The organism is Pedobacter nutrimenti, assembly GCF_032678445.1.
Taxonomy (GTDB): Bacteria; Bacteroidota; Bacteroidia; order Sphingobacteriales; family Sphingobacteriaceae; genus Pedobacter; species Pedobacter nutrimenti_A.
Window position 1 is genome coordinate 321,383 of the sequence record NZ_JAVTSQ010000010.1, and the last position, 22,961, is coordinate 344,343.

The 22,961-nt window shown below is 38.3% G+C and carries 26 protein-coding genes; 12 read left to right on the plus strand and 14 right to left on the minus strand.

Features of this window, described 5'->3' with window-relative positions:
* Positions 1-22: 22 nt before the first annotated feature.
* Positions 23-946 (minus strand): AraC family transcriptional regulator, encoded by a 924-nt coding sequence (locus R2S08_RS19765; RefSeq protein ID WP_316836746.1) that lies wholly within the window; start codon positions 944-946, stop codon positions 23-25.
* 28 nt (positions 947-974) lie between these two features.
* Between R2S08_RS19765 and R2S08_RS19770 the strand changes: the two genes are divergently transcribed.
* From R2S08_RS19770 to R2S08_RS19790, 5 genes are all read left to right on the plus strand, one after another.
* Positions 975-2,375, plus strand: a complete 1,401-nt coding sequence (locus tag R2S08_RS19770; protein WP_316836747.1) for an MFS transporter — start codon at positions 975-977, stop codon at positions 2,373-2,375.
* A 2-nt stretch (positions 2,376-2,377) separates the two neighbouring features.
* On the plus strand, positions 2,378-2,779 hold the full coding sequence (locus tag R2S08_RS19775) for a hypothetical protein (RefSeq protein WP_316836748.1): 402 nt from the start codon (positions 2,378-2,380) through the stop codon (positions 2,777-2,779).
* A gap of 84 nt (positions 2,780-2,863) precedes the next feature.
* Positions 2,864-3,982, plus strand: coding sequence for a serine hydrolase domain-containing protein (locus tag R2S08_RS19780; protein ID WP_316836749.1), 1,119 nt, complete (start codon positions 2,864-2,866; stop codon positions 3,980-3,982).
* Between the two features lie 90 nt (positions 3,983-4,072).
* Entirely contained in the window at positions 4,073-4,570 is a 498-nt protein-coding gene (locus R2S08_RS19785; RefSeq protein WP_316836750.1) for a DinB family protein, read from the plus strand.
* Positions 4,571-4,580: 10 nt separating this feature from the next.
* Entirely contained in the window at positions 4,581-5,147 is a 567-nt protein-coding gene (locus R2S08_RS19790; RefSeq protein ID WP_316836751.1) for a dihydrofolate reductase family protein, read from the plus strand.
* Positions 5,148-5,171: 24 nt separating this feature from the next.
* On the opposite strand, the gene R2S08_RS19795 is transcribed toward R2S08_RS19790, so the two are convergent.
* The 4 genes from R2S08_RS19795 to R2S08_RS19810 form a co-directional block, all read right to left on the minus strand.
* Complete coding sequence (locus R2S08_RS19795; RefSeq protein ID WP_316836752.1) at positions 5,172-5,624, minus strand: hypothetical protein; 453 nt, start codon at positions 5,622-5,624, stop codon at positions 5,172-5,174.
* Positions 5,624-6,094, minus strand: coding sequence for a helix-turn-helix transcriptional regulator (locus R2S08_RS19800; RefSeq protein WP_316836753.1), 471 nt, complete (start codon positions 6,092-6,094; stop codon positions 5,624-5,626). The genes R2S08_RS19795 and R2S08_RS19800 overlap by 1 nt, the downstream gene beginning before the upstream one ends.
* Before the next feature lies 1 nt (position 6,095).
* Complete coding sequence (locus R2S08_RS19805) at positions 6,096-6,623, minus strand: hypothetical protein (RefSeq protein WP_316836754.1); 528 nt, start codon at positions 6,621-6,623, stop codon at positions 6,096-6,098.
* Positions 6,624-6,889: 266 nt separating this feature from the next.
* Positions 6,890-7,201, minus strand: coding sequence for a winged helix-turn-helix transcriptional regulator (locus R2S08_RS19810; RefSeq protein ID WP_133782919.1), 312 nt, complete (start codon positions 7,199-7,201; stop codon positions 6,890-6,892).
* A 126-nt stretch (positions 7,202-7,327) separates the two neighbouring features.
* Here R2S08_RS19810 and R2S08_RS19815 point away from each other — a divergent pair, with 126 nt between their 5' ends.
* On the plus strand, positions 7,328-7,753 hold the full coding sequence (locus R2S08_RS19815; protein ID WP_316836755.1) for a DUF6194 family protein: 426 nt from the start codon (positions 7,328-7,330) through the stop codon (positions 7,751-7,753).
* Between the two features lie 58 nt (positions 7,754-7,811).
* Here the strand turns inward: R2S08_RS19815 and R2S08_RS19820 are convergent, their stop codons facing one another.
* The 4 genes from R2S08_RS19820 to R2S08_RS19835 all read right to left on the minus strand — a co-directional run bounded on the left by R2S08_RS19820 (position 7,812) and on the right by R2S08_RS19835 (position 12,211).
* Complete coding sequence (locus R2S08_RS19820; RefSeq protein WP_316836756.1) at positions 7,812-8,453, minus strand: DUF4272 domain-containing protein; 642 nt, start codon at positions 8,451-8,453, stop codon at positions 7,812-7,814.
* Between the two features lie 10 nt (positions 8,454-8,463).
* Entirely contained in the window at positions 8,464-9,492 is a 1,029-nt protein-coding gene (locus R2S08_RS19825) for an energy transducer TonB (protein WP_316836757.1), read from the minus strand.
* A gap of 101 nt (positions 9,493-9,593) precedes the next feature.
* Positions 9,594-10,556 carry a hypothetical protein gene (locus R2S08_RS19830; protein ID WP_316836758.1) on the minus strand — a complete coding sequence of 321 codons (963 nt, stop codon included), beginning with the start codon at positions 10,554-10,556 and terminating at the stop codon, positions 9,594-9,596.
* Between the two features lie 44 nt (positions 10,557-10,600).
* Positions 10,601-12,211: a hypothetical protein gene (locus tag R2S08_RS19835; RefSeq protein ID WP_316836759.1), complete on the minus strand. Its 1,611-nt coding sequence runs from the start codon at positions 12,209-12,211 to the stop codon at positions 10,601-10,603.
* 99 nt (positions 12,212-12,310) lie between these two features.
* On the opposite strand from R2S08_RS19835, the gene R2S08_RS19840 reads away from it, so the two are divergent.
* Positions 12,311-14,149 carry a hypothetical protein gene (locus R2S08_RS19840; protein ID WP_316836760.1) on the plus strand — a complete coding sequence of 613 codons (1,839 nt, stop codon included), beginning with the start codon at positions 12,311-12,313 and terminating at the stop codon, positions 14,147-14,149.
* A 63-nt stretch (positions 14,150-14,212) separates the two neighbouring features.
* Here R2S08_RS19840 and R2S08_RS19845 read toward each other — a convergent pair whose 3' ends face one another.
* Positions 14,213-14,737, minus strand: a complete 525-nt coding sequence (locus tag R2S08_RS19845; protein WP_316836761.1) for an SMI1/KNR4 family protein — start codon at positions 14,735-14,737, stop codon at positions 14,213-14,215.
* Between the two features lie 168 nt (positions 14,738-14,905).
* Here R2S08_RS19845 and R2S08_RS19850 point away from each other — a divergent pair, with 168 nt between their 5' ends.
* Positions 14,906-15,628 carry a hypothetical protein gene (locus tag R2S08_RS19850; RefSeq protein ID WP_316836762.1) on the plus strand — a complete coding sequence of 241 codons (723 nt, stop codon included), beginning with the start codon at positions 14,906-14,908 and terminating at the stop codon, positions 15,626-15,628.
* A gap of 125 nt (positions 15,629-15,753) precedes the next feature.
* Here R2S08_RS19850 and R2S08_RS19855 read toward each other — a convergent pair whose 3' ends face one another.
* Together R2S08_RS19855 and R2S08_RS19860 are read right to left on the minus strand one after the other, a co-directional pair.
* Positions 15,754-16,608 carry an RNA polymerase sigma factor gene (locus tag R2S08_RS19855; protein ID WP_316836763.1) on the minus strand — a complete coding sequence of 285 codons (855 nt, stop codon included), beginning with the start codon at positions 16,606-16,608 and terminating at the stop codon, positions 15,754-15,756.
* Positions 16,609-16,675: 67 nt separating this feature from the next.
* Positions 16,676-17,479 carry an SDR family oxidoreductase gene (locus tag R2S08_RS19860; RefSeq protein WP_316836764.1) on the minus strand — a complete coding sequence of 268 codons (804 nt, stop codon included), beginning with the start codon at positions 17,477-17,479 and terminating at the stop codon, positions 16,676-16,678.
* Between the two features lie 129 nt (positions 17,480-17,608).
* On the opposite strand from R2S08_RS19860, the gene R2S08_RS19865 reads away from it, so the two are divergent.
* Both R2S08_RS19865 and R2S08_RS19870 read left to right on the plus strand, forming a co-directional pair.
* Positions 17,609-18,370: an AraC family transcriptional regulator gene (locus R2S08_RS19865; RefSeq protein WP_316836765.1), complete on the plus strand. Its 762-nt coding sequence runs from the start codon at positions 17,609-17,611 to the stop codon at positions 18,368-18,370.
* Between the two features lie 24 nt (positions 18,371-18,394).
* On the plus strand, positions 18,395-19,552 hold the full coding sequence (locus R2S08_RS19870; protein ID WP_316836766.1) for an NAD(P)/FAD-dependent oxidoreductase: 1,158 nt from the start codon (positions 18,395-18,397) through the stop codon (positions 19,550-19,552).
* Positions 19,553-19,599: 47 nt separating this feature from the next.
* On the opposite strand, the gene R2S08_RS19875 is transcribed toward R2S08_RS19870, so the two are convergent.
* Positions 19,600-20,736 carry a hypothetical protein gene (locus tag R2S08_RS19875; protein ID WP_316836767.1) on the minus strand — a complete coding sequence of 379 codons (1,137 nt, stop codon included), beginning with the start codon at positions 20,734-20,736 and terminating at the stop codon, positions 19,600-19,602.
* 209 nt (positions 20,737-20,945) lie between these two features.
* Between R2S08_RS19875 and R2S08_RS19880 the strand changes: the two genes are divergently transcribed.
* Together R2S08_RS19880 and R2S08_RS19885 are read left to right on the plus strand one after the other, a co-directional pair.
* Positions 20,946-21,590 (plus strand): hypothetical protein, encoded by a 645-nt coding sequence (locus tag R2S08_RS19880; protein ID WP_316836768.1) that lies wholly within the window; start codon positions 20,946-20,948, stop codon positions 21,588-21,590.
* 367 nt (positions 21,591-21,957) lie between these two features.
* On the plus strand, positions 21,958-22,425 hold the full coding sequence (locus R2S08_RS19885) for a hypothetical protein (protein WP_316836769.1): 468 nt from the start codon (positions 21,958-21,960) through the stop codon (positions 22,423-22,425).
* Positions 22,426-22,483: 58 nt separating this feature from the next.
* On the opposite strand, the gene R2S08_RS19890 is transcribed toward R2S08_RS19885, so the two are convergent.
* Complete coding sequence (locus tag R2S08_RS19890; RefSeq protein ID WP_316836770.1) at positions 22,484-22,876, minus strand: helix-turn-helix domain-containing protein; 393 nt, start codon at positions 22,874-22,876, stop codon at positions 22,484-22,486.
* Positions 22,877-22,961: the final 85 nt, after the last annotated feature.

Consider the following 22,961-nt stretch of genomic DNA (forward strand, 5'->3'; position numbering starts at 1 on the left):
ATATTTATGTCAAGTATACGAATTATCGATAACTGTGAAATAATTGTTTCCGGTAAGCACCGGGGGTAATGCCGCGATGTTTTTTAAATGACCTGGATAAATAGCTTTCATCTGTAAAGTTAAGTTCTTCTGCGATTTCAGCAATGCGCATATTGCTATGTGCAAGCCTGGTTTCTACGAGTTTTAGCCTGTAGTTGATCACATAATCCTGAATGCTTTCTCCGGTACGTTCGCGGAAAAGCTCGCCAAGATAGTTTGGAGAAAAATGAAAATGCTCTGCAATTGCTTTTATCCGGAGGCGTTCGGGCTCGGTTATGTATTGCTGTAAATAAGCAACGATTTGGATAATGTCGTTTTTAGGCGTTTTCTTTTGCAGTTTGGATGGTTCAGTTAAGGACACATTCCGGGCTAAAATATTCACTAAAGTAGAAACAGACTGGCGGATGACCAGCAGATAGCCGGCTTCTTTATGTTGATACTCCCTGATGACTGCCGAGAGCAGCGCTTTTCCAAATTGCTCATCATCAGCATTACGATAAACACATCCTGCTTTAGCATGGAGGTTATTAAAAAGGTATTGTGCTTTCTTTGTCCAGTCGCAGAATTCGAGTTCTTCTACTTCATTTTTGAATTGAGAAAAGGATAGGTCATTGAAGCGGATAAACAGAAAATGGGTTCTGGATTTCAGGTCAAATGCGTATTTATCTTGCGGACTGAGCAGGAAGATTTTGCCTTCGGAATAATCATGCGTATTGCCATTGATCATTGCCGTTCCTGTTCCGGAGATCAGGTATACCAGCTCAAACACATGTTGCAATGCAGGGCGCTTCCAGGTATCTGTTTCCAGGAGAAACAAGTCAAAAGGCTGCTTTTTTTCCTTGGTATACATGACTGCAAATGTACAGGATAATCCTTTTAAAGTCCAATTTTTATCCCGGTCATCCATGCTTTCTTTGTGGCCTAAAATAATTTGTATGTCAGAAAGTAATACTTCAATACCTTATCCGGCCAGATGGCAGGCATTGGCCGTATTGTTAATGGGCGCTTTTTTATCCCCACTGGATTTCTTTATTGTCAACGTTGCATTGCCGGCGATGCAGCAGGGGTTACGTGCCAATAGCACTGAACTTCAGTTTATTGTTACTGCCTATGGTGCCACTTATGCGGTGTTTGTTGTAACCGGAGGGCGCTTAGGCGATATTTATGGCAGAAAGCGAATCTTTATAACCGGAATGTGCCTGTTTACACTGACCTCCGCTGCTTGTGCAATGGCGCCAAATGCGGAGGTATTGATTGTGGCCCGTATTTTACAGGGATTGGCGGCGGCCATGCTGGCACCACAGGTCATCTCTTCGATCAGGGTAATTTTTCCGGATCTGGAACAGCCAAAGGCGATGGGTATGTTTGGCGCCACCTTCGGACTGGCTTCTATCGCCGGGCAGCTTTGTGGGGGAATGTTATTGGAATGGCAGCCATTTGGACTCACCTGGGAAACGGTGTTCCTGATTAACGTTCCTGTCGGTATCCTGGCCATTATCCTTGCCTTTGTCTTTATCCCTGAAAACCGACCTGAAAAAAGACCTAAGTTGGATATACCCGGTGTGATCCTCATTTCAATTACCTTATTCTTATTTATCTATCCGCTGATCAAAGGGAGAGAAGAAGGCTGGCCAGCCTGGGTATTCGTTTGTATGGTCATGTCCCTGCCTTTTGGGCTTTGGTTTATACGCACAGAAAAACGTGTAACGGCCGAGGGAAGAGATCCGCTGATTTATTTAAAGCTGTTTAAGGATAAGAAATTTGTCACAGGCCTGGCCGTTATTTTTCTTTTTAACAATACAGCTTCCTTTTTTATGATTTATCCGGTTTATTTGCAAAGTGGCTTTCATTGGAGCGTATTGTCGGCAGGGTTGGCCGTATTGCCTTATGCTGCCGGATTTTTTATAGGTCCCTTGCTGGCTGCGGCACTGGTGAGAACATATAAAGATCATATCCTGACCCTTGGATTAACTTTGCTGAGTACTGGATTTATAGGATCTGCAGGAATATTGTGGTATCAGTCTATGCCGGGCCCGCTTTTATATGGAGCTTTATTGTGTGCGGGTGTGGGACATGGTGTTGTGATGCCAGTTATCGTGCGTCTGGTGCTGGCAGATACCCCAGTTGCGACCGCAGGTTTGGCAGCAGGGATTGTAAGTACTGCTATCCAGCTGGGGAGTGCTCTGGGGGTCGCAGTCATCGGAACTTTATTCTTTAGTGTTCTACCGCTTGCTGCCAGTTATATCAAGGCCTTTATGATTGCGCTCCTGCTATTGGGGTCATTGGAATTAGTTGCGTTATATTATGGGATAAAATTGAAAAACAATAAGTATTAATCATGATGAATTTAAATGAATTGGCCAGGTATGAAATTGTTCACTTTCATGAACAGATTGAAAAATGGTTTAGGGGAGAGATGAGCCCGGAAGAAAAGGAAGAAATGCTGGCTTTGAAGAAGTTTCATGGAAATTTCAGAATGATCAGTCCGACGGGAGCATGTAAGGATCGCATTGATCTGGCTGACTGGTTACCCTCTGTATATGCGGCGAAACCGGGAATTGTATTGGAAGTTAAAGACATCAAGCTGCGTTTTGAGCAGGAAGGGGCAATATTGATGGAGTATGTAGAAACCCAAACTGGGGGAGGTGCAGATAATAAGCGGATTTCGACTGCTTTATTTGTTCGTCATGAAGAAGGGTATTTGCAATGGCTGGATTTACATGAAACCTTTCTGCCGTAGAATTTAAGGTCGTGCTTGCTGTGGTAAAAAGGATGAAAATACAACTGTAACATATGATAGTAGTATTGGGTCTTATTCTTGGTTATGAATAAGAATAATATTTTTTTTACCAGCCTGTTTCTCCTCTTGAATCTCTTAAATTATAAGGGCTATTCGCAATTACAGACGCTGAGCGGAAATAAAATAAGTGTTGGTGATTTAGATAAATTCATTATAAAACAGATGGATTCTCTAGGCATGCCTGGTTTATCCTTTGCTTTGATTAACAATGGTCAGGTTGTTTATCATCGTTCCCTAGGTATTTCAAATATAGAGACAAAAGTGAAGGTTGATGACAACTCCATTTTTGAAGCTGCATCAATGTCAAAAACTGTCTTCGCATATTTTGTATTAAGATTAGTCGATAAGAAAGTTTTGAATCTGGACACACCATTATATCGTTATTTGCCTTATCAGGACATTGCAAAAGATGAAAGATATAAATTGATAACGGCTCGAATGGTATTATCACATACAACTGGTTTTCCAAACTGGCGTTATTCTGATAAACGTGATGAAAGCAAGTACAAGTATGGTGAATTGTATCTTAAATTTACTCCAGGGACACAATTCGCCTATTCCGGTGAAGGCTATGCCTACTTGACTAAAGTCATTGCTCACTTGAGTAATTTGACTATCCAGACGCTGGATCCTTTGTTCCAAAAGGAAGTTGCTGAACCTCTTCATATGAAAAAGGCATGGTTTAGTTGGGCAAATTATATAACAAAACATAAGGTAAAAGGTCATGTTAAAGGTAAAGTTGTGTCTAAAGCATGGCCAATAGCTTTCCCGGAACAAGATTCAACATGGTTTGATGCTGCTGGTGGACTACATGCTGAAGCTATTGGGTTTTCTAATTTTCTTATTGGTCTGATGAATGGACATAGACTATCAAAATCTTTGAACGACGAAATGTTCAAAGAGCAAGTGCAGCTTGATAAAAACACTCCTCATTATATATTCAATGGAGATACTGGCTGGGGATTAGGAATTGCTATAAAACCAACAAGTTTCGGTGTTGTATATGAGCATGGAGGGAATAACGGCGACTTTCAGTCGGGATTTAAGATTAATAAAAGCAATCGAAATGGATATGTGTTTTTTACAAATTGTGACCAGGGGAGTGTCTTTAATAAGAATATAGGAGCGTTGTTACTCAAATAACGAAATCCTTTCTGCTTTTGTCGCGATTACCATTGCTTTTGTCACAATTCAACCCTGTGGATTGCAGGTTGATACGGTAACTTTACTTCTATGGAACTAGATAAAGCATTTCAACAAGCAACAAGTGAGTTCATCACGTTGTTGGAGACAATGGACGAAAATGAACTGAACAGGAAACCGAAACATGGAGCATGGTCTCCCGGGCAAATTGGTGATCATCTATTCAAATCCTACGCATCTGCTGAAACCATGACCGGACGTACGGAACCCACGCACCGTGAGCCTGATGAAAAAGTCCAATCCATTAAAGATCTATTCACGGATTTTGATATAAAAATGAAGTCTCCTGAAGCAATATTACCCTCTGAGGAGCACCTTGATCCATCTCGTTTATTAGAGAATCTACGAGATCGTACTGCGCAGATTGTAACAATTATAGATACCAGGGATCTTTCTAAAACCTGTCTTGATTTTGTCATTCCACAATACGGCGCATTTACGAGACTGGAGTGGGCTTGGTTCAACACCTATCATACGCAGCGGCATTTACATCAATTAAAGAATGTGATTCAGTCTATTAAGAAGTAATATTAAAAATATGAGAAAAGTAATTGCAGCAATTAATATGACGCTTGATGGGTTTTGCGACCATACGGCAGGGATTCCAGATGAAGAAATACATCAGCATTATATGGACCTGTTGATTGAGGGAGATGTAATTCTGTACGGGAGAATAACCTATCAATTGATGGAATATTGGCAACCTATGGTGAAAAATCCTTCGGGTGAAAAATCAATGGACGACTTTGCGGTGGCGATAGATAAAATTCAAAAAATAGTTTTTTCCCACACGCTGAAAAATATAGGGTGGGAGAGTGCAAAGCTCGCAAACCGGGGCCTTGAAGAAGAAGTTTTAGAACTCAAACAACAACCGGGCAGGCCTATTTTTGTTGGCAGCCGGAGTTTGATTATACAGCTCATGAAACTTAATTTGATTGATGAACTCCAACTTTGTATTTACCCTGTTGTTGAAGGAAGCGGTTTGCCATTGTTTGAAAATATAAACGAGAGAACTATCCTTAAACTGATAAAAACTAAGGTTTTTAGTGGTGGTGCGGTAATGCTTTACTATGTGCCGACAAACAAAGAAACAACCAACCGCTAATCTTATTTCCTCTGTTTCTATATTTTAAGTTACAGGATTGCTTCTAGGATCAATGATAACATCTTCATTGATAAATTCCTCTACGTTAATCACTGGGATAAATATTAGATTATATATGGTTTGCTCAGTTTTAGCATGTAGCATTCCACGAACAGTTCCAATTGTCAAACTTGACATATGCGCCGCAAAGTTTTTTTCAATTTTTAAGCGCCCGTTATCCTGTATCATTTCTTTCCAGCTCCCAAGCTCTATATCAAAATGACAACTTCCTTCAATGATCATGAACAAGCCTTTAGAGCTATGAAAACTGAATTTTGCCCTGCAGCTGATTATTCTCCTTTCATATTCAAAAGCGAAGGCAAATGATGCATCCAATTTAGGAGTTTCACCATAGATGTACAGGTCATCAATAATCGCAAACTGATTACTTGAAATACTTTTGAGCTGGTAGCCTATAAGTTTGTCGGACTTGATCATTATGCTGTTAATCTATACGGTTCTACAAAAGCAGGTTCTTTCTGGTATTTTGCATAATGTTTGGTCACTACGACTGTTTCCTCTATATAGGTAAAAGCAGTAGGTGGAATCACTACTGAAGAGAAATCAAACTGAGGGACTTTAATCTCAACTTGTTTAATATATTTTGGAATAGTAATGAGATCTATACCCAGAGATCTTTCCAGTTTAACAATTGTTTCAAGTGTAAGATTTTCCTGACCTTTCAATATTTTGCTGATATTTTGAGGACTGGTTTCCAATTGAATAGCAAGTTCTGCCTGAGTCATCTTCTTGTCCTTTAAGGTATCAATAACCCTCAATGCAATTTCTGCTGACTTAAGCAGCCAATCTTTGTTTTGTTTTCTAAACCTAGCCCTTTCTTGGCCATTGGACTTGTCCTCCGATACCAGGTTATCTAATTTTTCCTGAAAATTCGTTTTTGAGTTCATGCTATGATTCCATTTCTTTAATTGCTTCAGTATCCCAGGCGCCCTGCTCTTTTAAGAATGCTTTACACTGTTCAATTTTGTTTATTTCTTTATGCGTATATGCTCTTTCATTCATTGTTTTTGTCAATTTTATCGAACTACCCGTAATCAAAAATAAACCTTCAATTTGTATGGCGTACAGTCTTAGCCAACTCTGACTTTCTACACCATAAGCTTTCTTTTTACATATCTTTTGGTGCTGAAGTTGTTTTTTATCTAGGTCTGTAAAAATTGATTCTAAATTTCCATCCGGTGTAATTTTTTCAATAAGTTCTTCAAAATCATAGGCTTCATCTACTGTTTGCATTACAGCATCATTAACACTAATTCCAGAATAAAAGCCAGTCGACAAATCTTTTTCATGAGATTCGAAAAAGATCTTTAAATCCATCGGATTTGTCCAATTATCGAATGCCTTATAATATTCATTCATGTCTTCACCTTCGAATTTGAATGCGTATAGGTTTCCAAATATATGATTTATCTCCATAAATCAACCTATAGGTTTAGTAATTGTTTTGTTAAATTTGAAATACGTGTTAAAGGGAGATTGCTGCCAAAAATTTATTAATATCATTTATTGTCTTTCGTAGATTTCACCTATGGTATTTAAACTATAAATATAATATTTATTTTAAAATAAAGGTAAAATAAACTAAGTAGAAACTTTAAGTAAAGTTAATATAAACTCTTACGGTGTATGGTTTAAGGTGTGAGTAGTAGCAACTGCTCATAAGCCGTCAATAATTTATCTGGTTATATGTTTTTCAACGCCCAGTCCTGAACAGCTGCAAGGACGGGTTTTAAAGAAATGCCTTTTTCGCTAAGTGCGTACTCTACAGTTGGAGGAACTGTTGCATAGGCCGTTCTGGTAAGAACTCCGGTTTTTTCCAATTGTTTGAGCTCTTTAACCAACATACGCGTATTGATACCGGGGATTGATCTTTCCAGTACCTTGAACCGCATTTTACCGGCCATGAGTGTATTGATGATCGTCATGGTCCATTTGCCCGACATCAAATCCATTGCTTCCTGAAATGGACAGGTCTCCATTTTATTTTGTTGCATTGAAAATTTAAAGTACTGTAAATCAATAAAGTTTTACTTTTTGTTACTATTGTACAAGGAGGTAACTACTTGCAAATCTAAAGTTAGCAACAGACATTTACAATTTAACCACAAGCAAAATTGATTATGAACATTGAAGAAATTACTGCGTATATCTTATCTAGTTTTAAAAATGTAAACGTTACAGAAGCAAATGGTGACCTTTTCTTTATGTATGATCAGGAGAAGATGATGCCTTTTGCAACTATTGTTACCAGTGACAACGATTTTGACAGCGTATCTCAGTTGAATAGGGAGGGTTTCTTTCGACTGAATATTGGTATTGACAAGGCTTCATTCTCCACAATTTTTGATGGTATTGCGTTAAAGAAAGGTATTGGCGCGTATGTAGACTCTGGAATGGATTTCACGGCTGAAAATGTAGTGATGCCTCATCCCATTTACGGAGCAATGTATTGGTTGTGTATTGTGAATCCGGGTAAGGATAACCTGCCGGTATTAAAAAAGCATCTTGATATAGCTTATGGCCTGGCTGTTAAAAGGATGAAATAGTTTATTTCCTGGGTGGTGGCTAACGAATACGGTTCTAAGGGCAAACGAGATGCTTAATTTAAGTATCAGTTGTAACATCATCCCAGTTTAAAGAGGAATCTACCACCCAGTTGATTGCATGATGGCGTTCGAACACTATGCTTGGATTTACATCTAGAGGAGCCAGGTTATTGAATGCTGCATTTCTTACAGCCCAATGTATTCTATAAATCAAATCGAATAGATCTAATATTTCTGCAGGTGGTCTGATTACTGCAGATTGAATAAACTCCTTGGTTTCCGTCATAAAATCAGGGATCCGGGCAAAAATAGAGTCCATTGCAATTTCTTGTTGAGGAAGCTCTAGTTTGTCAATTTTATTAATTGTGAACAATAATAGCCAAATACCCTCCGAACGCCACGATATGTTTGTTCTTTCCTTTTCTGTTAATTTTTCTTTCAAAAATTGTTTCTGCTCCTGCTTTGTTACACTATCCCAAAGATCTTCTTCTTTTAAGAATTCTATTACTTCAAGTCTGTCTTCCTCGACATCCGATATGTAAGATAAATAGGTGAGTACCAATATTCGTTTAGCAATGTCTTGAGGCGATCTGATTTCTGATTCCTGCTCTTTATTAATCAGGGGGAAGCGATCGTAATACGGAATATTTAGTGACTCTAATAGTATTTCAATTTGACTTTTGGATTTTAATGCACTCATAGCTAGTTAATCATTTGCAGTATTTAAGCAAAAGCTCATCTGCCGTTTTATAACCCAGGAGTTGTATTTGAGTCCAGTCTGCGCATGCTCCTTTTAAATTGCCCAGTGCTTTTTTGCAGATTCCCCGGTGGTATAGGTTTTCTACTTCGTCTGCTCTGGCTTCCAGTGCTTGGTCGTAATAGAATAGCGCAAGTTCATAATCTTGATTATTATAGGCAGTATTTGCCTTTTGGGAACTGAAATAGGATGGTAATGTTTGCTCAGAGGTAAGGTATTGCAATTTCTGGTTCATCATTACTTTGACGGGTTTATCATTATACTGAGCAGGTTGCCACATATTTTTGGCTGAATTAAAGGCTTTGACGTATTCAGCGTCGAATTTGGGGTTGATTCCCTGGATAATTCTAAGGCTGTCAGGATGGCCATTTGCATCTATAATAAAAGTAGAGAGGAGTTGCCCGCTCTTAACGTTCTTCTTTTTTTTACTTAGTTGTCCGTAAATATAAGATTGAAAAGAAGGTTCCTGGAATTGAGCGTAAATTTTCTGTCCTGATTTGTAGATGGTATCCGTTCCTTTGATACTGAAGATATCATTTGGACTAAGAAGCAATTTTTTTTGGATAAATTGTTCATTGTAAAGTGTGTACTTAACAGCCCAGGGATCTTCTAACGAACCGTTTGGAGCAGCACTAATAAGCACCAGTTTGTCTTCTGTGCTTTCCATAATCTTCATTGTATTCATAATACCTCCGGCATCACTTTTTATAACTAGTTGGTTTCCACTGATTACAAATGAATAAGGTGTACCTCTCTCATAATAGGCCCCCGTTGTGCTGATTTGGTTCGAATTACTGAAAGTATATTTGACGTAGGTGTATTTAAGAATATTATCGTCGGGAAGTTCATCATCGGTAAGATAGGTGACCTTTGTGCCTACGTAAGATCCGTTCAATTTTATCTGAGCATGACTGCTTAGCGCATATAATGCGAATGTTATTAATATAGAAGAGCTGAGGAGGAATTTAGTCGTAGATTTCATTAGAGCATTTAAACCATAAATATAATATTTCTTTTTCACGTGGCTAAACTATATGAATCAAGAAGACTTTCTCTTGGCCGGGCAGCTGAAATTGAGATAGGTTAAGTCTTTTCTTTCCATACCAAGGGTTGGATACCGATGATGGTATGTTCTTTGTCAAACAGAACCTTTATGACTTCTTTTGGTCTTTCAGGAGCATCGTCGTATGCAAATTGAATAACCAGATAATTAGTTCCGTTTATTTGTTGCAAAGTCTGGTAGTAGATTTTGAAGCCTCCAGGTTTGATGGATGCTTTGAGAAGATTAAATGCGGTTTCTGTTAACTGATTTTTTATTAAGGTAGAAACATAAGCTTTGGCACCTTCCAGATCACCTGCACGTAATTTAATGATGAACTGGTCATAATTTTTTTGAGCAGCCATGATTGCTTTTTCACTAAGCTCCGGAGGCTGTTTTTTCATTTTGGATATACTTAGTCTGATTCGATTAGTCGGATCTATCTTGATATCGCCTTTTTCTTCTGGATAGTTACTGAATATTGAATAGATATGAACCTCGGTAGTGTCATTTGGGATCCACGAATCACTACGACTAAGGCCGCCTTTGAGGTCTATTTTTGTGAGGTCACTTAAGTCGCCGCGTTGATTACTTTTTCCTAGTTTTTTATCAAGCTGCTGTACTAAGGTCAGATATTTTTTGATAAAAGCTTTTTGAATCTTAAGGGGCTGAGTTTTCTGGTTCGGCTCAAACTTAGTCATATCCCATTCGTACTCAATTTGATGTATTAAAGAATCCTGTTTACTGAAAGTATAGGTAACCAATAGATCAGGAATATCTTTCTCTGTACGTCTGTAGGTCATCGGCCATTCCATTCCACCACCACTGATAACATCACCCTCAGGCTGGTACGGTTTACTACCCAGTCTCTTTTCTAAAGCAATAAAGGTTTTCATCTTTTCGCCATGTATAGTTGTAGGAATCTCCTGGCCGACGGCATGGAGTGAACAAATAGACATGGTGGTTATTAAAGTAGCGCTAAGGTAGCGTAAAGAGCATTTAAACATGGTTGTTGTTTTAAAGATAATTAAATCGGACAAGAAGTTGAGAATTAAGGTGTGAACATATATAGTGTTTTAATTGGGCCACCATAGGCATCTGATCCACCGCCAGCAAATCCCTGAATGCCATTGGCGCCAGACAAGCCCTGAGATATCCCCCGATTTAAGTTACTTACTTCAGTCCACTTATCATTTGCAGGATCGTATTTGAAAAATTGCTGGTCTAGATTTTTACCGAAGTAGGAGTCATAGAAAAGCGATTCGCCTAAACCAACATAGCCAAAGTTTCCAATTGAAAAATTAGCAAATGCAATTTCACCCTTACCGGGATAATCTGCTTTTTTGGTCCATTGGTCAGTAGCAGCATCGTAACACCAGGTCTCCTTTGATGCTGCGCCTGACGAGGAGCTGCCCGTTTCCCCTGCTGCACCGCCAGTTATATATAGTTTAGATCCGATGGTGAAAGTACCACTGAGCATCCGACCTTTGCTCTGCGGAAAGTCAGAAAGCTTTTTCCAAACTTTTGTCGTCAGGTCATAAGACCAAAAATCCGTGTAATAGGTATTAGAGCTAGGGAAGACGATGACTGGACTTGTTTTGTAGCCCATCCCAACATATAGTTTATTATTTGCGACAATAGCAACCGGATTTCTTCTTTCTCCACCGGGAAAATCGGCTTCTTTTATCCAGTTGTCTGTGGTCATGTTATAAACATAATGTGATTTTGTAGTAACTGCATTTTGGTATCCACCAATTAGATCACCACAAATCATATGTATATTAGACCCTTCTTGCAAAATAGCTGGTTTTTCAAGTGCGTAGACAGGATCATATGGAGTAAGCAATACTTTCTGCCTTGTTTTGTAATTGTACTTATTGAAGTTTGCAATAGTAGTAGCTGCTTGTGAAGCAACCCCAAAAGTATAAATCCAATCGCCGCTGATAAAATAGTTAGCAGTACCAATCAAGCCGCCGTTATCTGCGGGCAGATTTTCCAGTTGTTGCCAGGTGCCTTCAAGAAGCGTCACCTTTTTTTGATAGACAAGGTTAAGATTATCTATAGACACTTTTAAGGTATAAACACCTGGAGCAAGCTGATTGGAGAATTGTGCAGTAATTGCACTGCCTACGTTGCTGCCGCTGATAGATGTGACTATAAGCTCGGTCGTGTTGAGAAAAACTTTTACAGGTGATTCTTTGGTAAGCGTACTGATATTGGTCGTGATAAGCAATGGTCTGCCATAATTTACTTTGTTGTCTGCAGATACTATCTGGGGGGATACTTTTCCAATCACCTGATTTGCAGAATACTCTGTCACTGCATTTCCTTTACCGTATGCTCTTACATAATACACGGAACCTGTATCCAGATCTGTTAATTGTTGAGTAAAGTCTACAGAATTCTTGGAACCGCCGATCTTGTATATCTTAGCGGTTTCAATAGTTGGATTCAATAATTTACTAACTACGAGGCCGTACTCAATATCTGTGGCAGTTTTCCTTATTTCTAAAGTGCCGGCAATTTTAAACTGATTAAAGGCTGGGCTCTGTATCGGTAAGATGGAGATTCTAAAAGAGTCTCCTGCTATTTCGTCAATAACTGTCTTTTTGCATGACAACAATACAACAGATACATAGAGGAGCAATAGAAATTTTCGCATTTGAGAGTTATTATCAGCAGTAAATATAAATTAATTTTGAGGTTGTGTAAAGTCTGTTTACATTTAATCGTCCTTATCAAAAGTTTAATTATGCTCTCTATGCCAACTGTCAAGTATACGTTCTTTGTAATTTTACTTTCATGCCTGTTTGCCTGCAAGAAAGATGAAAAAACAGAAATTAAACCAGCTTTGCCTTTTGCAGCCGCAGGGACAAATCAAAATGACGTTGAAAAATTCCAGGTCACTTTAAATGCTGACAGTCTCAAAGCAGGACAAACGGGAAAATGGACAGTTGAAAAGGGTCTCGTTGAAAGCAAAGTTTATTTCTCCAGCGATGTTAGTCCTGATTCGAAGTTCAACGGGATGCCAGGAGAAACCTATCAACTAAAATGGACTGTAAGCGCAAATGGAACAAAATATTCCGAATCAACAGTTCAGGTTACATTCAAGCCATTAAAAGCAGTTATTGGTAATAATGTGCCAGGAAATAGTACCAAATTTTTCCTGAGTGGCAATAAATACGACAATGGACTCTGGACTATTGAGGGTAAATATGCAAAACTTGTCAGTCTGACTTCAGGAGGTACTGTTGTTCCTGATATCAATTCTCCATATGTACAATTCCAGGGATATGCAAATACTAGTTATAAAATTACCTGGACTACTTATTACGGCAGTAAATCAGCTTCCACAACCATTGAATTTAAGACAGGTAATTATTTAGAGACGGAAGCACTTTATGATTTACAGCTGGATGCATCATCTAACCGGATCGCCTATGAAAATGGACATATTGTAAAACTGGATCTCAATGCCAGTGGTATTGCCTGGATCCTTAGCGATACTTTGCAGTTTCCGGCTTTACAAGCCTTAACCTATCTGAAGTTCCTGGATTTGCAAGGCAGTTCTGTGGGGCAATTTCCTGTAATTATCGGCGATAAATTCAAACAGATGGAAACCCTGAATTTTACCAGCACCAACATTTCATCGATACCTGAAAATATCGGTATGCTAAGTAAACTTAAACAACTGATTCTGAGCTACGGAGGAGGTTTTTACTCCCTTCCGGAGAGTTTTGGGAATCTTGAAAGTCTGGAATATTTTAAATGTACTGCGATAGGGTTGCAATCTATACCAGAGAGTTTTAGCAAACTAAAAAAATTAAAATACTTAGAGGCCAACCTTAACCCGATTCAACGGCTACCCTCGAAGATTGGAGACTTATCTAATCTGGAGGTGCTAGATGTGAGTATAGCTGAAAGCATTCCAGCCTCAATCTCTAAACTTAAGAAACTGAGAAGAATGTACTTTAACACTACAACTGCAAATCCTGTACTGCCTGATGATTTTGGAAATTTGAGCGCCTTGGATACACTGATCATGGAAGGAAAATACATGGAACTTCCGTCCACATTTGGGAGTTTAGACCTTAAGAATTTCCTGCTGACCGGAGCGTATTTAACTGCTTTACCCAGCAACTTTGGTAATTTGAAGAATTTGGAAACCCTGATTATTAGTGGTCAGTTTAAAAACCTTCCGGCGTCTTTTACAAAATTAGCGAATCTAAAAAATTGCTCCGTGAACTCAACTGCACTGGAAGCACTGCCAGCGGATTTGGGAAATCTGCGCAAATTAGTTTATTTGGATGTTGAATACGGGAAATTTAAAACAGTACCTGAGTCGATTGGCGATCTGGAAAATCTAAACGAACTCCGTTTGAACAGTAATCAGATTGAAGTATTGCCGGCAGGTTTTTTTAATCTGCCTAAAATATCAATTATAAATTTATCTGCAAATAGGCTGAAATCTCTGCCCGATGACTTCGGAAAATTATCGAATACATTAAGAACGTTGTATTTGTATAATAATCAATATCCTGCTGCAGATGGTGTCAGAATTAAACAGCTGTTGCCTACAACAGCTGTGTATGTGGATTAAGGAAGCTTCATTTATACTAAGTAGTTGAGTGCTAATATTCGTTTAGCAATCATTAAGTATGGTCTAAATAGGCTGATTCTTTCCTTCTGTTTCTAAAGCTTCCAGTACGTTTGTGAAATAATCAATTAAATTCTCATAGGGATCTTCACCGGGAATCCAGGAAGCAAACTTCCAATATTTCCAGTCATCCGCAGGTGATTTTGGCGGAATAATGAGAAAATATTGCTCCTCTTCAATACCTCCAATTAATATTGCTCTTGCCAGTTCTTTGCCAACGTCTTCTAAGCCTTCCTGATTCCATATTTCAATTGCATCACTGTCAATATTGATTAAATAATCAATGCAATCCACAGTTTCAAATCTGGGTTCGATATTATTTCTTATTGCTGCAAATCCATTGGTGATTAAAAGAAAGTCTTTATAATCCTGGGGGAGTTTTATGCCGAGATTTTTTTCAGTTGCTTCTATGGCATCAATTTCTGCAGGTTTATTACCTATCCATTCAGACTCAATTTGTTCTTCTGAAAATATACTATCTCCAGCTTTTATGGATAGTTGGGAAATTCTTTTTAGTACGTTTTTTAGCATAATGTGACTGAAAATATTTACAAATACATAAGGTAAAGAAATTATTGATCAATTGTATTAATAGATTTTATTTAAGAATTATTCCATTAGAGTGATAACCTAAGAGAGGATAATTAAAATTATTATCTGTAATTTTAACTTAGAAATTTCTAATTAATTAACGCACATATGAACAAAATCTTTACAACACTTTCTTTCCTGTTTTTTTCTAGCACCTTACTGGTAAATGCACAGGATAACCATGCGCTTAACGCTATTCAGGTTGTTAAAAAATCTATTGAAGCAATGGGAGGTGAAACAACCCTGAGAAGCGTAAAAACTTTGTACTCCAATATGGGAACAGAAATGGAAGGTAGACCGGTAAACTGGATTGTGAAAGAAATGTTGCCTAATAAAGGGAGTTTTCAGATCGTATATCAAGGAAGAACCGTATTTCAAACCTGGTTTAACGGAAAGGAAGGTTACGAAACTAATAACGGTGTGGCGGAGAAGTCTGATCCAAAATCATTTGAGGACAAAAATTACAAACAAAATATTTTTAACGAGCTGGATTACATCAATCCAGAGCTTTGGACACTTGAATTAATGGAAGATGGCAAAGTAGACAAGGCAGACTGTTACAAAGTTAAAGGTACATTGAAGAATGGTTTGGTCGAGATTTTATATTTTGATAAATCTAGTTATCTGATGTTGCGCAGCGATAAGTTGGCTAATGCAAACAAGGATAGTTTTAAAACAGTGTTATACTTGAAGTATAAAAAATATGGTCCGCTTACCTATTTTTCTGAGCAGCTAATTGGAGAGGAGGGTAACTTCATGACTATAAAATTGGAAGAATTGCTGGTAAACGAGAAAGTAGTGGAAAGCGACTTTAGTCCGAAAGACAAGTAAGTATGTCGTAGAATCTATTCAAATAAAAAAAAAGCCGCTTTTCTGCAAAGAGAAGCGGCTTTTTTTATTTGAACTATTGACTGCAATGGGCGGTAAGTAATGGAGACTGGCTGTTGAACGATAAGCTAGCTGGTTTTATCTTTTCTGTCAAAAAAGTCTTCTACATCTCCGATTGCTGTCCGGGTACATCTCATAATAATATCCTGTAAGTCTGTGCCAGAACTGTGCAGGGGATCAATGGCTTGAACTAGTTTTGTTCTCAGGGTAAAAAGTTCTTGCCTGTTGAATTTTTTTGACTCTTTTAACAGTTCCAGTTTCATGCGTTCCTCCTGTTGATTTTGTTTGGGATTAAATATCCCGTTTAGTTGACTGCATTGATCACAAATGCCTTCTTTGTTAACCAGGGCACACCGGTGGTCAAAAATGCTGGTCATTGTATCCCTGGAAAAGTTTAGCAAGTGTTTTACAACTCCTTCCGTTTTCTCTAATATGAGGCAGATCTCTTTGACCTGAAAATCATAAATGTCTTTTAAAATCAGTGCTACCTGGTTTTCGATGGGTAGGGTTTTGGAGATGCAGGTGAAACAAAAATCGATATGTTCTTTCATTTCATAGAGGCCGGCGCCCGAGGTCTGGTGAACGACCCTGAATGATTGTGCGATCTCCGGGGTGCCGATGGCTAAAGTGGCGCCCTGATCTTGTGCATCAACGGGCCATCTCTTCAATTTTCTTAAATGATCATAAGCCAGGTTCGTCGCTATGCTGAAAATCCAGGTTTTGAAGCTGGAATCCTGATTGAAGGTAGATAACTTGTCAAATGCTCTGATGAAGGTGTCATGAGTCAGGTCATCTACCGCATTCCGGTCCGTCAATAAACGATAGAGATAGGATTTCAACTGGTTTTGAAATTCGGCAAACAATGTCTGGAACGCATTGATGTCACCAGATAAAGCTTTTTTTAGTATTTCTGTTGTTTGCATTTCATCTGTTTTATACGAGGGAATAAATAGGTTTTTTAGGTATAAAGGCTGTAGTCCAATAAATGTATTATAATAAATTTAGTTTTCCGCAATCCACATCTACGATATGGCTATTGAAAACCATCCCGTTTTCAGAAACGAGAAAGGCTGCGGTCTCACCAACTTGTTTCAAGGTCGGTCCTGATTTCAGAATATTATGTCTTGTATAGTTCAGGGTCATTTCTTCCCGGGGAATGCCAGCACGTTTGGAAAAATCATTGATCATGCCCTGGATCTTACCGGTTTCCATGATGGCACCAGAGCAAATGCAGATGGCCTTTATCCCATGTTGTCCGAATTCTGCGGCCATTACCCTGGTCAATCCTTCTATAGCCGCGCAGGCGGAGGCAAAGCCTGCCATATTTGGGGTCTTTGTTCTGGACATCGATGCGGTAAACAGTAAGATCGTTCCCTCAGAGCCGGATTGAATCATATGCCTTGCAGCGACCCTCGAGGTCAGGAACTGAGATCCGCAGATTCTTTGCAAAGGATTCATAAACTGCTCAAAGGAAGCTTGTGTGGTTGGCGTACCGCTGCCTGCATCCTGATAATAACTACCGATACCATTGAAGACCATATCCAATCTTCCGTTGTCTTTGATGACCTTTTGTAAATAGTCATCAATTTCAGTTTCGTCTAAGGCATCCACCTGGCCGGCTTCAGCTTGTCCGGCATTGGCTTTGATCTCTTTGGCCAGTGCATTGACGGCTTCAAGATTTCTGGCCGTAACATATACCTTGGCTCCATGTTCGGCAAATGATTTGGCTACAGCTCCTGCGATTTCTCCTGATGCGGCAAATACGACGCCGACTTTGTCTTTTAAATTTTCCATTTTGCTTGTTTTTACCTTTTGACGTTTCAGCTGGTCAAAACGGTCGGTTTTTTCAAAATATTTTAAAAAGGGAGTTAAAGGGGGTGTTTCAGATGGTTTTTTGGTACAGCAAAATCATTATATTTGAGCATGGCAGGCGAAATAATTGTCCCTTTACATACACTGGCCAAACCCGATAAGTCGATTTCAGATTTTGTCTATTGCTTTTCCTCGATACAAAACCTGTCCGCTATTGGACAGGGCGTGATCATTCCGAACGGAAGAATTGATTTGTCCTTTTACAAAACCTCGGATGGTCAATTTCATATTTCGCTTTTGGGCTTGGAAACAAAACCTAAGGTGACTCCCGGACAAAGCATTTCAACCTTTTTTGCGATTAATTTTAATCCACTTGCGGTGGAATATGTTTTAGGGCATTCTGTTGCAGATATTTTGGATAAAGGGAAGTCGTTACCTGATGATTTTTGGGATTTCAGTATTGATTATCTGGATGACTTTAATGCGTTTTGCGAAAAAGCGACGCAAAAAATACAATCGCTTTTGCCTAGAGAAATTGATGGGCGAAAACGTAAATTGTTTGCGCTTGTTTTTCAGACCAATGGAGAAATCACTGTAAAAGAACTTTCAGAAACAGTAGGTTGGAGCGCAAGGCAAATCAATCAATATTTCAATCAACAGTTCGGGATTTCATTAAAAGCCTATTGCAATATTTTGCGTTTTCAGGCTTCACTTTCGCATATCAAAGAGGGAAAATTGTTTCCACAGCTAAACTATTACGACCAGTCGCATTTCATCAAAGAGATCAAAAGACTTTCGGGCGCTTCGCCCAAAGAACTGTTCAAAAATGAAAACCGCCGATTTTTACAATTTTTAATGAACGAGATGGAATAGTTTTGCAGTGTAAAATTTAAAATTATGCTGATACAAAATAAAAAGATCGCTATTGTTGGCGGCGGACCGGCTGGCTTAACTTTGGCCAGATTATTACAAATGCACAACGCTGATGTAAAAGTTTATGAAAGAGATTTCGACCCTAATGTTCGTGTGCAGGGTTCTACTTTGGATCTGCACGAAGGCACAGGTCTTGAAGCGATGAAACGCGCAGGTCTGCTGGACGAATTTTACGAGCATCATCGTCCGGTTGCAAGCAAAATGCAATTGGTGGACAAATTGCTCAACGTAAAATTTGATGACCATAATTTTGCAGAAGTTACCTCAGAAAGCAGGCCGGAAATTGACAGGGCTCCGTTACGAAATATTTTGCTGAATTCTCTGGAACCTGAAACGGTGGTTTGGGACAGCCATTTTGTTGAAATGGTAAAACAAGACAATGGCTGGTTGCTGCATTTTAAAAATGGAAAATCAGCTTACGCAGATTTGGTCATTGCAGCCGACGGCGCTAACTCTAAAATCCGTCCTTATATCAGTGATATAAAACCAGTTTACTCGGGAATCACATTGATTGAGGGAAATATTTACGAGGCGGAGCAAAAAGTACCGAAGCTTTTTGGATTTGCAAGAGGCGGAAAAGTAATGGCTTTTGACAATGAGCAGTTTATAGGATATGGTTTAAAAGGCGATGGTTCCATTATGTTTGTGGCTTGTTTCAAATGTCCGGAGAACTGGCTTAAAGAAAGTGATATTGATTTCAAAAATAAAGCACAGGTTTTAGCATTTTTCAAAAAGGAGTTTGAGGATTGGAGTGAAGACTGGCATGAATTTTTTGCAAATGATGAGGTACATTTTACACCTCGTCCACAATATTATTTTCCGTTCAGCCAAACCTGGGAAACGCAGGAAAACCTGACCATGATTGGTGACGCGGCGCACCGTATGCCACCATTTGCAGGTGAAGGTGCGAATGTGGCCATGCAGGATTCATTTGAATTGGCGGAAGTTTTGACCGGTAATAAGTTTATTGACATCAGAACTGCAATTGCTCATTTTGAAAAGGATATGATTGCAAGAGGTGCAGCGGCTACAAAAGATACTTTAGAAAATACCGAAAGAATGTTCTCTGAAACAGGACTGGAACAAATGGTTTCGTTTTTTTATCAGGTGAAGCATGAATGACACAAGTAAGCCGATTGCGCTATAAAACAATCGGCTCTTGTGCAGATTTAATGGTCTTGTTTGCCTCTTTTTGGGGTTTTAGTCACGTTTGGAATGAAAACCAAATAGTCATAACCTTTTATAATTCTTTCCAGTTCCAAATCCTCTACTTTAAGCTTCTTTTTAGAGATTGCTTGTTTCAGTGGCTTTAAATCATAAGCATACCAATTGTCATCTTTTACGACGGTTAAGAAAGATTTATATTCATCTAAATCGGCCAATGTTTCACCTTCTTCCTTTCCGATGAGCATAATGTGTAATGATTTCCGGTAATTTGCCTCTTCAATATTGGAAACCAGGTTGCCAATGTCGAATACTTCCATTAAACTCTCTCCTTTAGGCATGTGATTAGCACCAAATTTGAAAAGATTCTTCTTGTCTTTCCATTCAGGAAGTTTTTCAAGAACCAGGTGTTTCATGTATTGAATTCTTAAACGATGAATTCGATTTAAATATAGTTCCCTGCTTAATTTTAGTGCTTCAAGCTGCTCTTTCTCGTTGGCTGATAAATTCAGAGCGCTCAATGCGTTCATTTTTGCCAGACAATCGTCAGAGAACAAATAGAAAGTGGTGTTGTTTTTTGTGTCATAAGCAGCGGAATTAGCGATCATCTGCTTATAAATTTCTTTTGCTTTAGCATTATTGGATTGTTTACTCAATTCCGAAAGCAGTAACCGGTCTGAAAATAAGCTAATTTGCTCAGTCCCATATGCTTTGATGTTCTTCTGAACTATGGTTTTGAATAAATCAAACTCAGCTTCACCTTGTAAAAAAGATAAAGCTGAACCTGATTCATTACGGAATTTGTCCAGTTCAGCAGGGGATAAGGATTTAATTTTTGTTGATATTGTGTTGACTGTATATGGATCAATTTCCAGAATATAGTTATCGAACTTAATATTATTGATAATCGCGTTTGTGAAGTAAGGGACTTCACTGGTGAAATGTAGCTCGCCCAATAATACAGAATTGGCTTTGCTGATTTCATCCTGTAGGGTAATCCATCCTTTGCCTTCGAAAGCGTTGTTATTGTTTTTTTTAAAGGTGGAGTAGTTTTTTTGAATTAAACTATCCATTAGTGTGGTTTGTGCGTAACTGAAATTGGCAATAAACAGGGTTAGAATTAGTAGTTTGGTTTTCTTCATATTTTTTTTTGAAAGATACAATATATTGATTCAATAGTATACCTCGAGGTATTAATTCAGTTGGGGTAAATCGTAAAGAGGGTTTTGTTTTTTAGACATTTTTATAGGCACTATAAGTGATTTATGTGTGGTTTTTGTTGGAGTACTTAAAGATATTTAGTTATATTTCATTATCATTGGCCAGCAATGAGTCACTCTAGTTAATCCTTATGAAAACCATCCTCTTTTTATTTTCTTTTTTTATTTTTTCGGGTACTGTTTATTCACAAACAATTAAGCTTGACATTTCTGGGAACGATAAAAACACGTTTTTTATCGTTCAAAAGGAAGGCTTGAATTTACGATTGGATTCAAAAGGCAGGCTGCAAAATAAAAATGTTTCTACTTTAGAAAGCATTGGCGGTTTAGTAATTGACTATGATATCAATGGCCGTGTTCGTCAAATCGGAGATAAACGAATAGACTATGATATTAATAACCGAGTTAGCCAAATCGGAGATAAACGAATAGACTATGATATTAATAATCGTGTTAGCCAAATAGGAGATGATCGAGTTGATTATGATATCAATAGCCGTGTTCGTCAAATTGGGGACAAACGAATAGATTATGATATTAATAACCGAGTTCGTCAAATCGGAGATAAGCGAATTGATTATGATATTAATAACCGAGTTAGCCAAATAGGAGATGATCGAGTTGATTATGATATAAATGGCCGTGTTCGCCAAATAGGAGATAAACGAATTGATTATGATATCAATGGTCAGATTCGCAAAGTAGGCGATTCAGGTGATAACCTTTTACTCCTTTACAAAACAATTCAAAGTTTTAACGATAAAAACGCTCATTAGTGATATACGACTGTTCTTTATGGGTTTAGATTTCATCGAAGCAAGTAGAGTTGTTGACAGAGCTGTAAGCGAGTTGAGTATAATTTAAACTTACGAAGATGCATTACGATATAGAATGGCTTAAAAATGAGGCGACAGATCAGGAGGATTTAAAATTCCTTTATTTCTGGGGGACACACGAATCAGTCAAAAGATGCGGTTGGTAAATCCTGTTTGAGTCAATAGTATGAGTCGCCGTTACAGGAAATAGGGTTTTGCTTTGATGGAGGTGAGGGATTTTGACCAGTATTGTAATTTATGAGAATTATGGAATAATCTGAATTATTAATACCTTAAAGGTAATTTATGCAAACAAGGAATCTCCATTATGACTACCAACATCTCGGAATTAACCGTTGTACAATTCAAAAAACATAAAGTGGCATATTCTGTTGCTGCTGTCGTGACATTTGTATTGGGAGGCATGTTTTATTTCGTCTTTAAAGATGATGTAAGTGTTTCATTGGCTTGGTTTTTCCTGGCTGCAGGGATACTCTCGTCTGCGTATTGTATCTGGAATGCGTTTAGCAATGCAGTAGTATTGGAGCTGAATCCTGATGGTATTAAGTATAAGCATTATTTCTATAGCTGGAATAGATTACGCAGTTACGCAATCCGAGAGGAAGAAGATGAGGGTGGTTCGTTTAACTATTTGGTGTTGAATCTAAAAAATGCTAAAGTTCCCTTGGAGATCCAGTTGGACTGGATCAATGATCAGAAATCAGTAACGGAGAATATGACTGTTTTCGCTAAAGCTTTCCAAATAGAATTTGAGGGGGTGTTGAAAAAGAAGTAAGGGATATAATAACCTATGTGTTCTCAGATAAAAATAGAAACCAAAAGATTAAGCCTGATTAGATTTCGTTGAAGGAAGTAGAGTTGTTGACAAATTCACCTTTTTCTAAAACGATCTGGTTTCCCCAGCTGGTAATTGTTTCCAGGACTGGTATAAATGTTTTTCCAAAATCTGTTAGACTGTAAACAACTTTAATTGGAGGTTTTTTGCCATATACTTTCCTTAAGACTAAGCCGTCTTTTTCTAATTGTTTCAACTGTAAACTCAACGTCATTTCGGTCACATTTGGTACTTCTTTGCGAAGCTCGCTATAACGTTTTTCAGCATCTTTTAAATGATACAGAATTACCGCTTTCCATTTGCCACCTATCAAATCCATTGCAAGACTTATCGTGCAGGGATAAACTTTCCCCTTTAGTTTTACGTAATCACCAATACATTCTGTTTTCATACGGCATTTTTTTTAACCTATCTGTTTGGATAGTTATTGCAAATCTAGTGTGCTAAAAATAATTTTGCAACTATAATTATTATAG

Coding starts and splice junctions, on each gene's coding strand:
- R2S08_RS19765 (WP_316836746.1), bottom strand. CDS start 946: ATGGATGACCGGGATAAAAATTGGACTTTAAAAGGATTATCCTGTACA.
- R2S08_RS19770 (WP_316836747.1), top strand. CDS start 975: ATGTCAGAAAGTAATACTTCAATACCTTATCCGGCCAGATGGCAGGCA.
- R2S08_RS19775 (WP_316836748.1), top strand. CDS start 2,378: ATGATGAATTTAAATGAATTGGCCAGGTATGAAATTGTTCACTTTCAT.
- R2S08_RS19780 (WP_316836749.1), top strand. CDS start 2,864: ATGAATAAGAATAATATTTTTTTTACCAGCCTGTTTCTCCTCTTGAAT.
- R2S08_RS19785 (WP_316836750.1), top strand. CDS start 4,073: ATGGAACTAGATAAAGCATTTCAACAAGCAACAAGTGAGTTCATCACG.
- R2S08_RS19790 (WP_316836751.1), top strand. CDS start 4,581: ATGAGAAAAGTAATTGCAGCAATTAATATGACGCTTGATGGGTTTTGC.
- R2S08_RS19795 (WP_316836752.1), bottom strand. CDS start 5,624: ATGATCAAGTCCGACAAACTTATAGGCTACCAGCTCAAAAGTATTTCA.
- R2S08_RS19800 (WP_316836753.1), bottom strand. CDS start 6,094: ATGAACTCAAAAACGAATTTTCAGGAAAAATTAGATAACCTGGTATCG.
- R2S08_RS19805 (WP_316836754.1), bottom strand. CDS start 6,623: ATGGAGATAAATCATATATTTGGAAACCTATACGCATTCAAATTCGAA.
- R2S08_RS19810 (WP_133782919.1), bottom strand. CDS start 7,201: ATGCAACAAAATAAAATGGAGACCTGTCCATTTCAGGAAGCAATGGAT.
- R2S08_RS19815 (WP_316836755.1), top strand. CDS start 7,328: ATGAACATTGAAGAAATTACTGCGTATATCTTATCTAGTTTTAAAAAT.
- R2S08_RS19820 (WP_316836756.1), bottom strand. CDS start 8,453: ATGAGTGCATTAAAATCCAAAAGTCAAATTGAAATACTATTAGAGTCA.
- R2S08_RS19825 (WP_316836757.1), bottom strand. CDS start 9,492: ATGAAATCTACGACTAAATTCCTCCTCAGCTCTTCTATATTAATAACA.
- R2S08_RS19830 (WP_316836758.1), bottom strand. CDS start 10,556: ATGTTTAAATGCTCTTTACGCTACCTTAGCGCTACTTTAATAACCACC.
- R2S08_RS19835 (WP_316836759.1), bottom strand. CDS start 12,211: ATGCGAAAATTTCTATTGCTCCTCTATGTATCTGTTGTATTGTTGTCA.
- R2S08_RS19840 (WP_316836760.1), top strand. CDS start 12,311: ATGCCAACTGTCAAGTATACGTTCTTTGTAATTTTACTTTCATGCCTG.
- R2S08_RS19845 (WP_316836761.1), bottom strand. CDS start 14,737: ATGCTAAAAAACGTACTAAAAAGAATTTCCCAACTATCCATAAAAGCT.
- R2S08_RS19850 (WP_316836762.1), top strand. CDS start 14,906: ATGAACAAAATCTTTACAACACTTTCTTTCCTGTTTTTTTCTAGCACC.
- R2S08_RS19855 (WP_316836763.1), bottom strand. CDS start 16,608: ATGCAAACAACAGAAATACTAAAAAAAGCTTTATCTGGTGACATCAAT.
- R2S08_RS19860 (WP_316836764.1), bottom strand. CDS start 17,479: ATGGAAAATTTAAAAGACAAAGTCGGCGTCGTATTTGCCGCATCAGGA.
- R2S08_RS19865 (WP_316836765.1), top strand. CDS start 17,609: ATGGCAGGCGAAATAATTGTCCCTTTACATACACTGGCCAAACCCGAT.
- R2S08_RS19870 (WP_316836766.1), top strand. CDS start 18,395: ATGCTGATACAAAATAAAAAGATCGCTATTGTTGGCGGCGGACCGGCT.
- R2S08_RS19875 (WP_316836767.1), bottom strand. CDS start 20,736: ATGAAGAAAACCAAACTACTAATTCTAACCCTGTTTATTGCCAATTTC.
- R2S08_RS19880 (WP_316836768.1), top strand. CDS start 20,946: ATGAAAACCATCCTCTTTTTATTTTCTTTTTTTATTTTTTCGGGTACT.
- R2S08_RS19885 (WP_316836769.1), top strand. CDS start 21,958: ATGACTACCAACATCTCGGAATTAACCGTTGTACAATTCAAAAAACAT.
- R2S08_RS19890 (WP_316836770.1), bottom strand. CDS start 22,876: ATGAAAACAGAATGTATTGGTGATTACGTAAAACTAAAGGGGAAAGTT.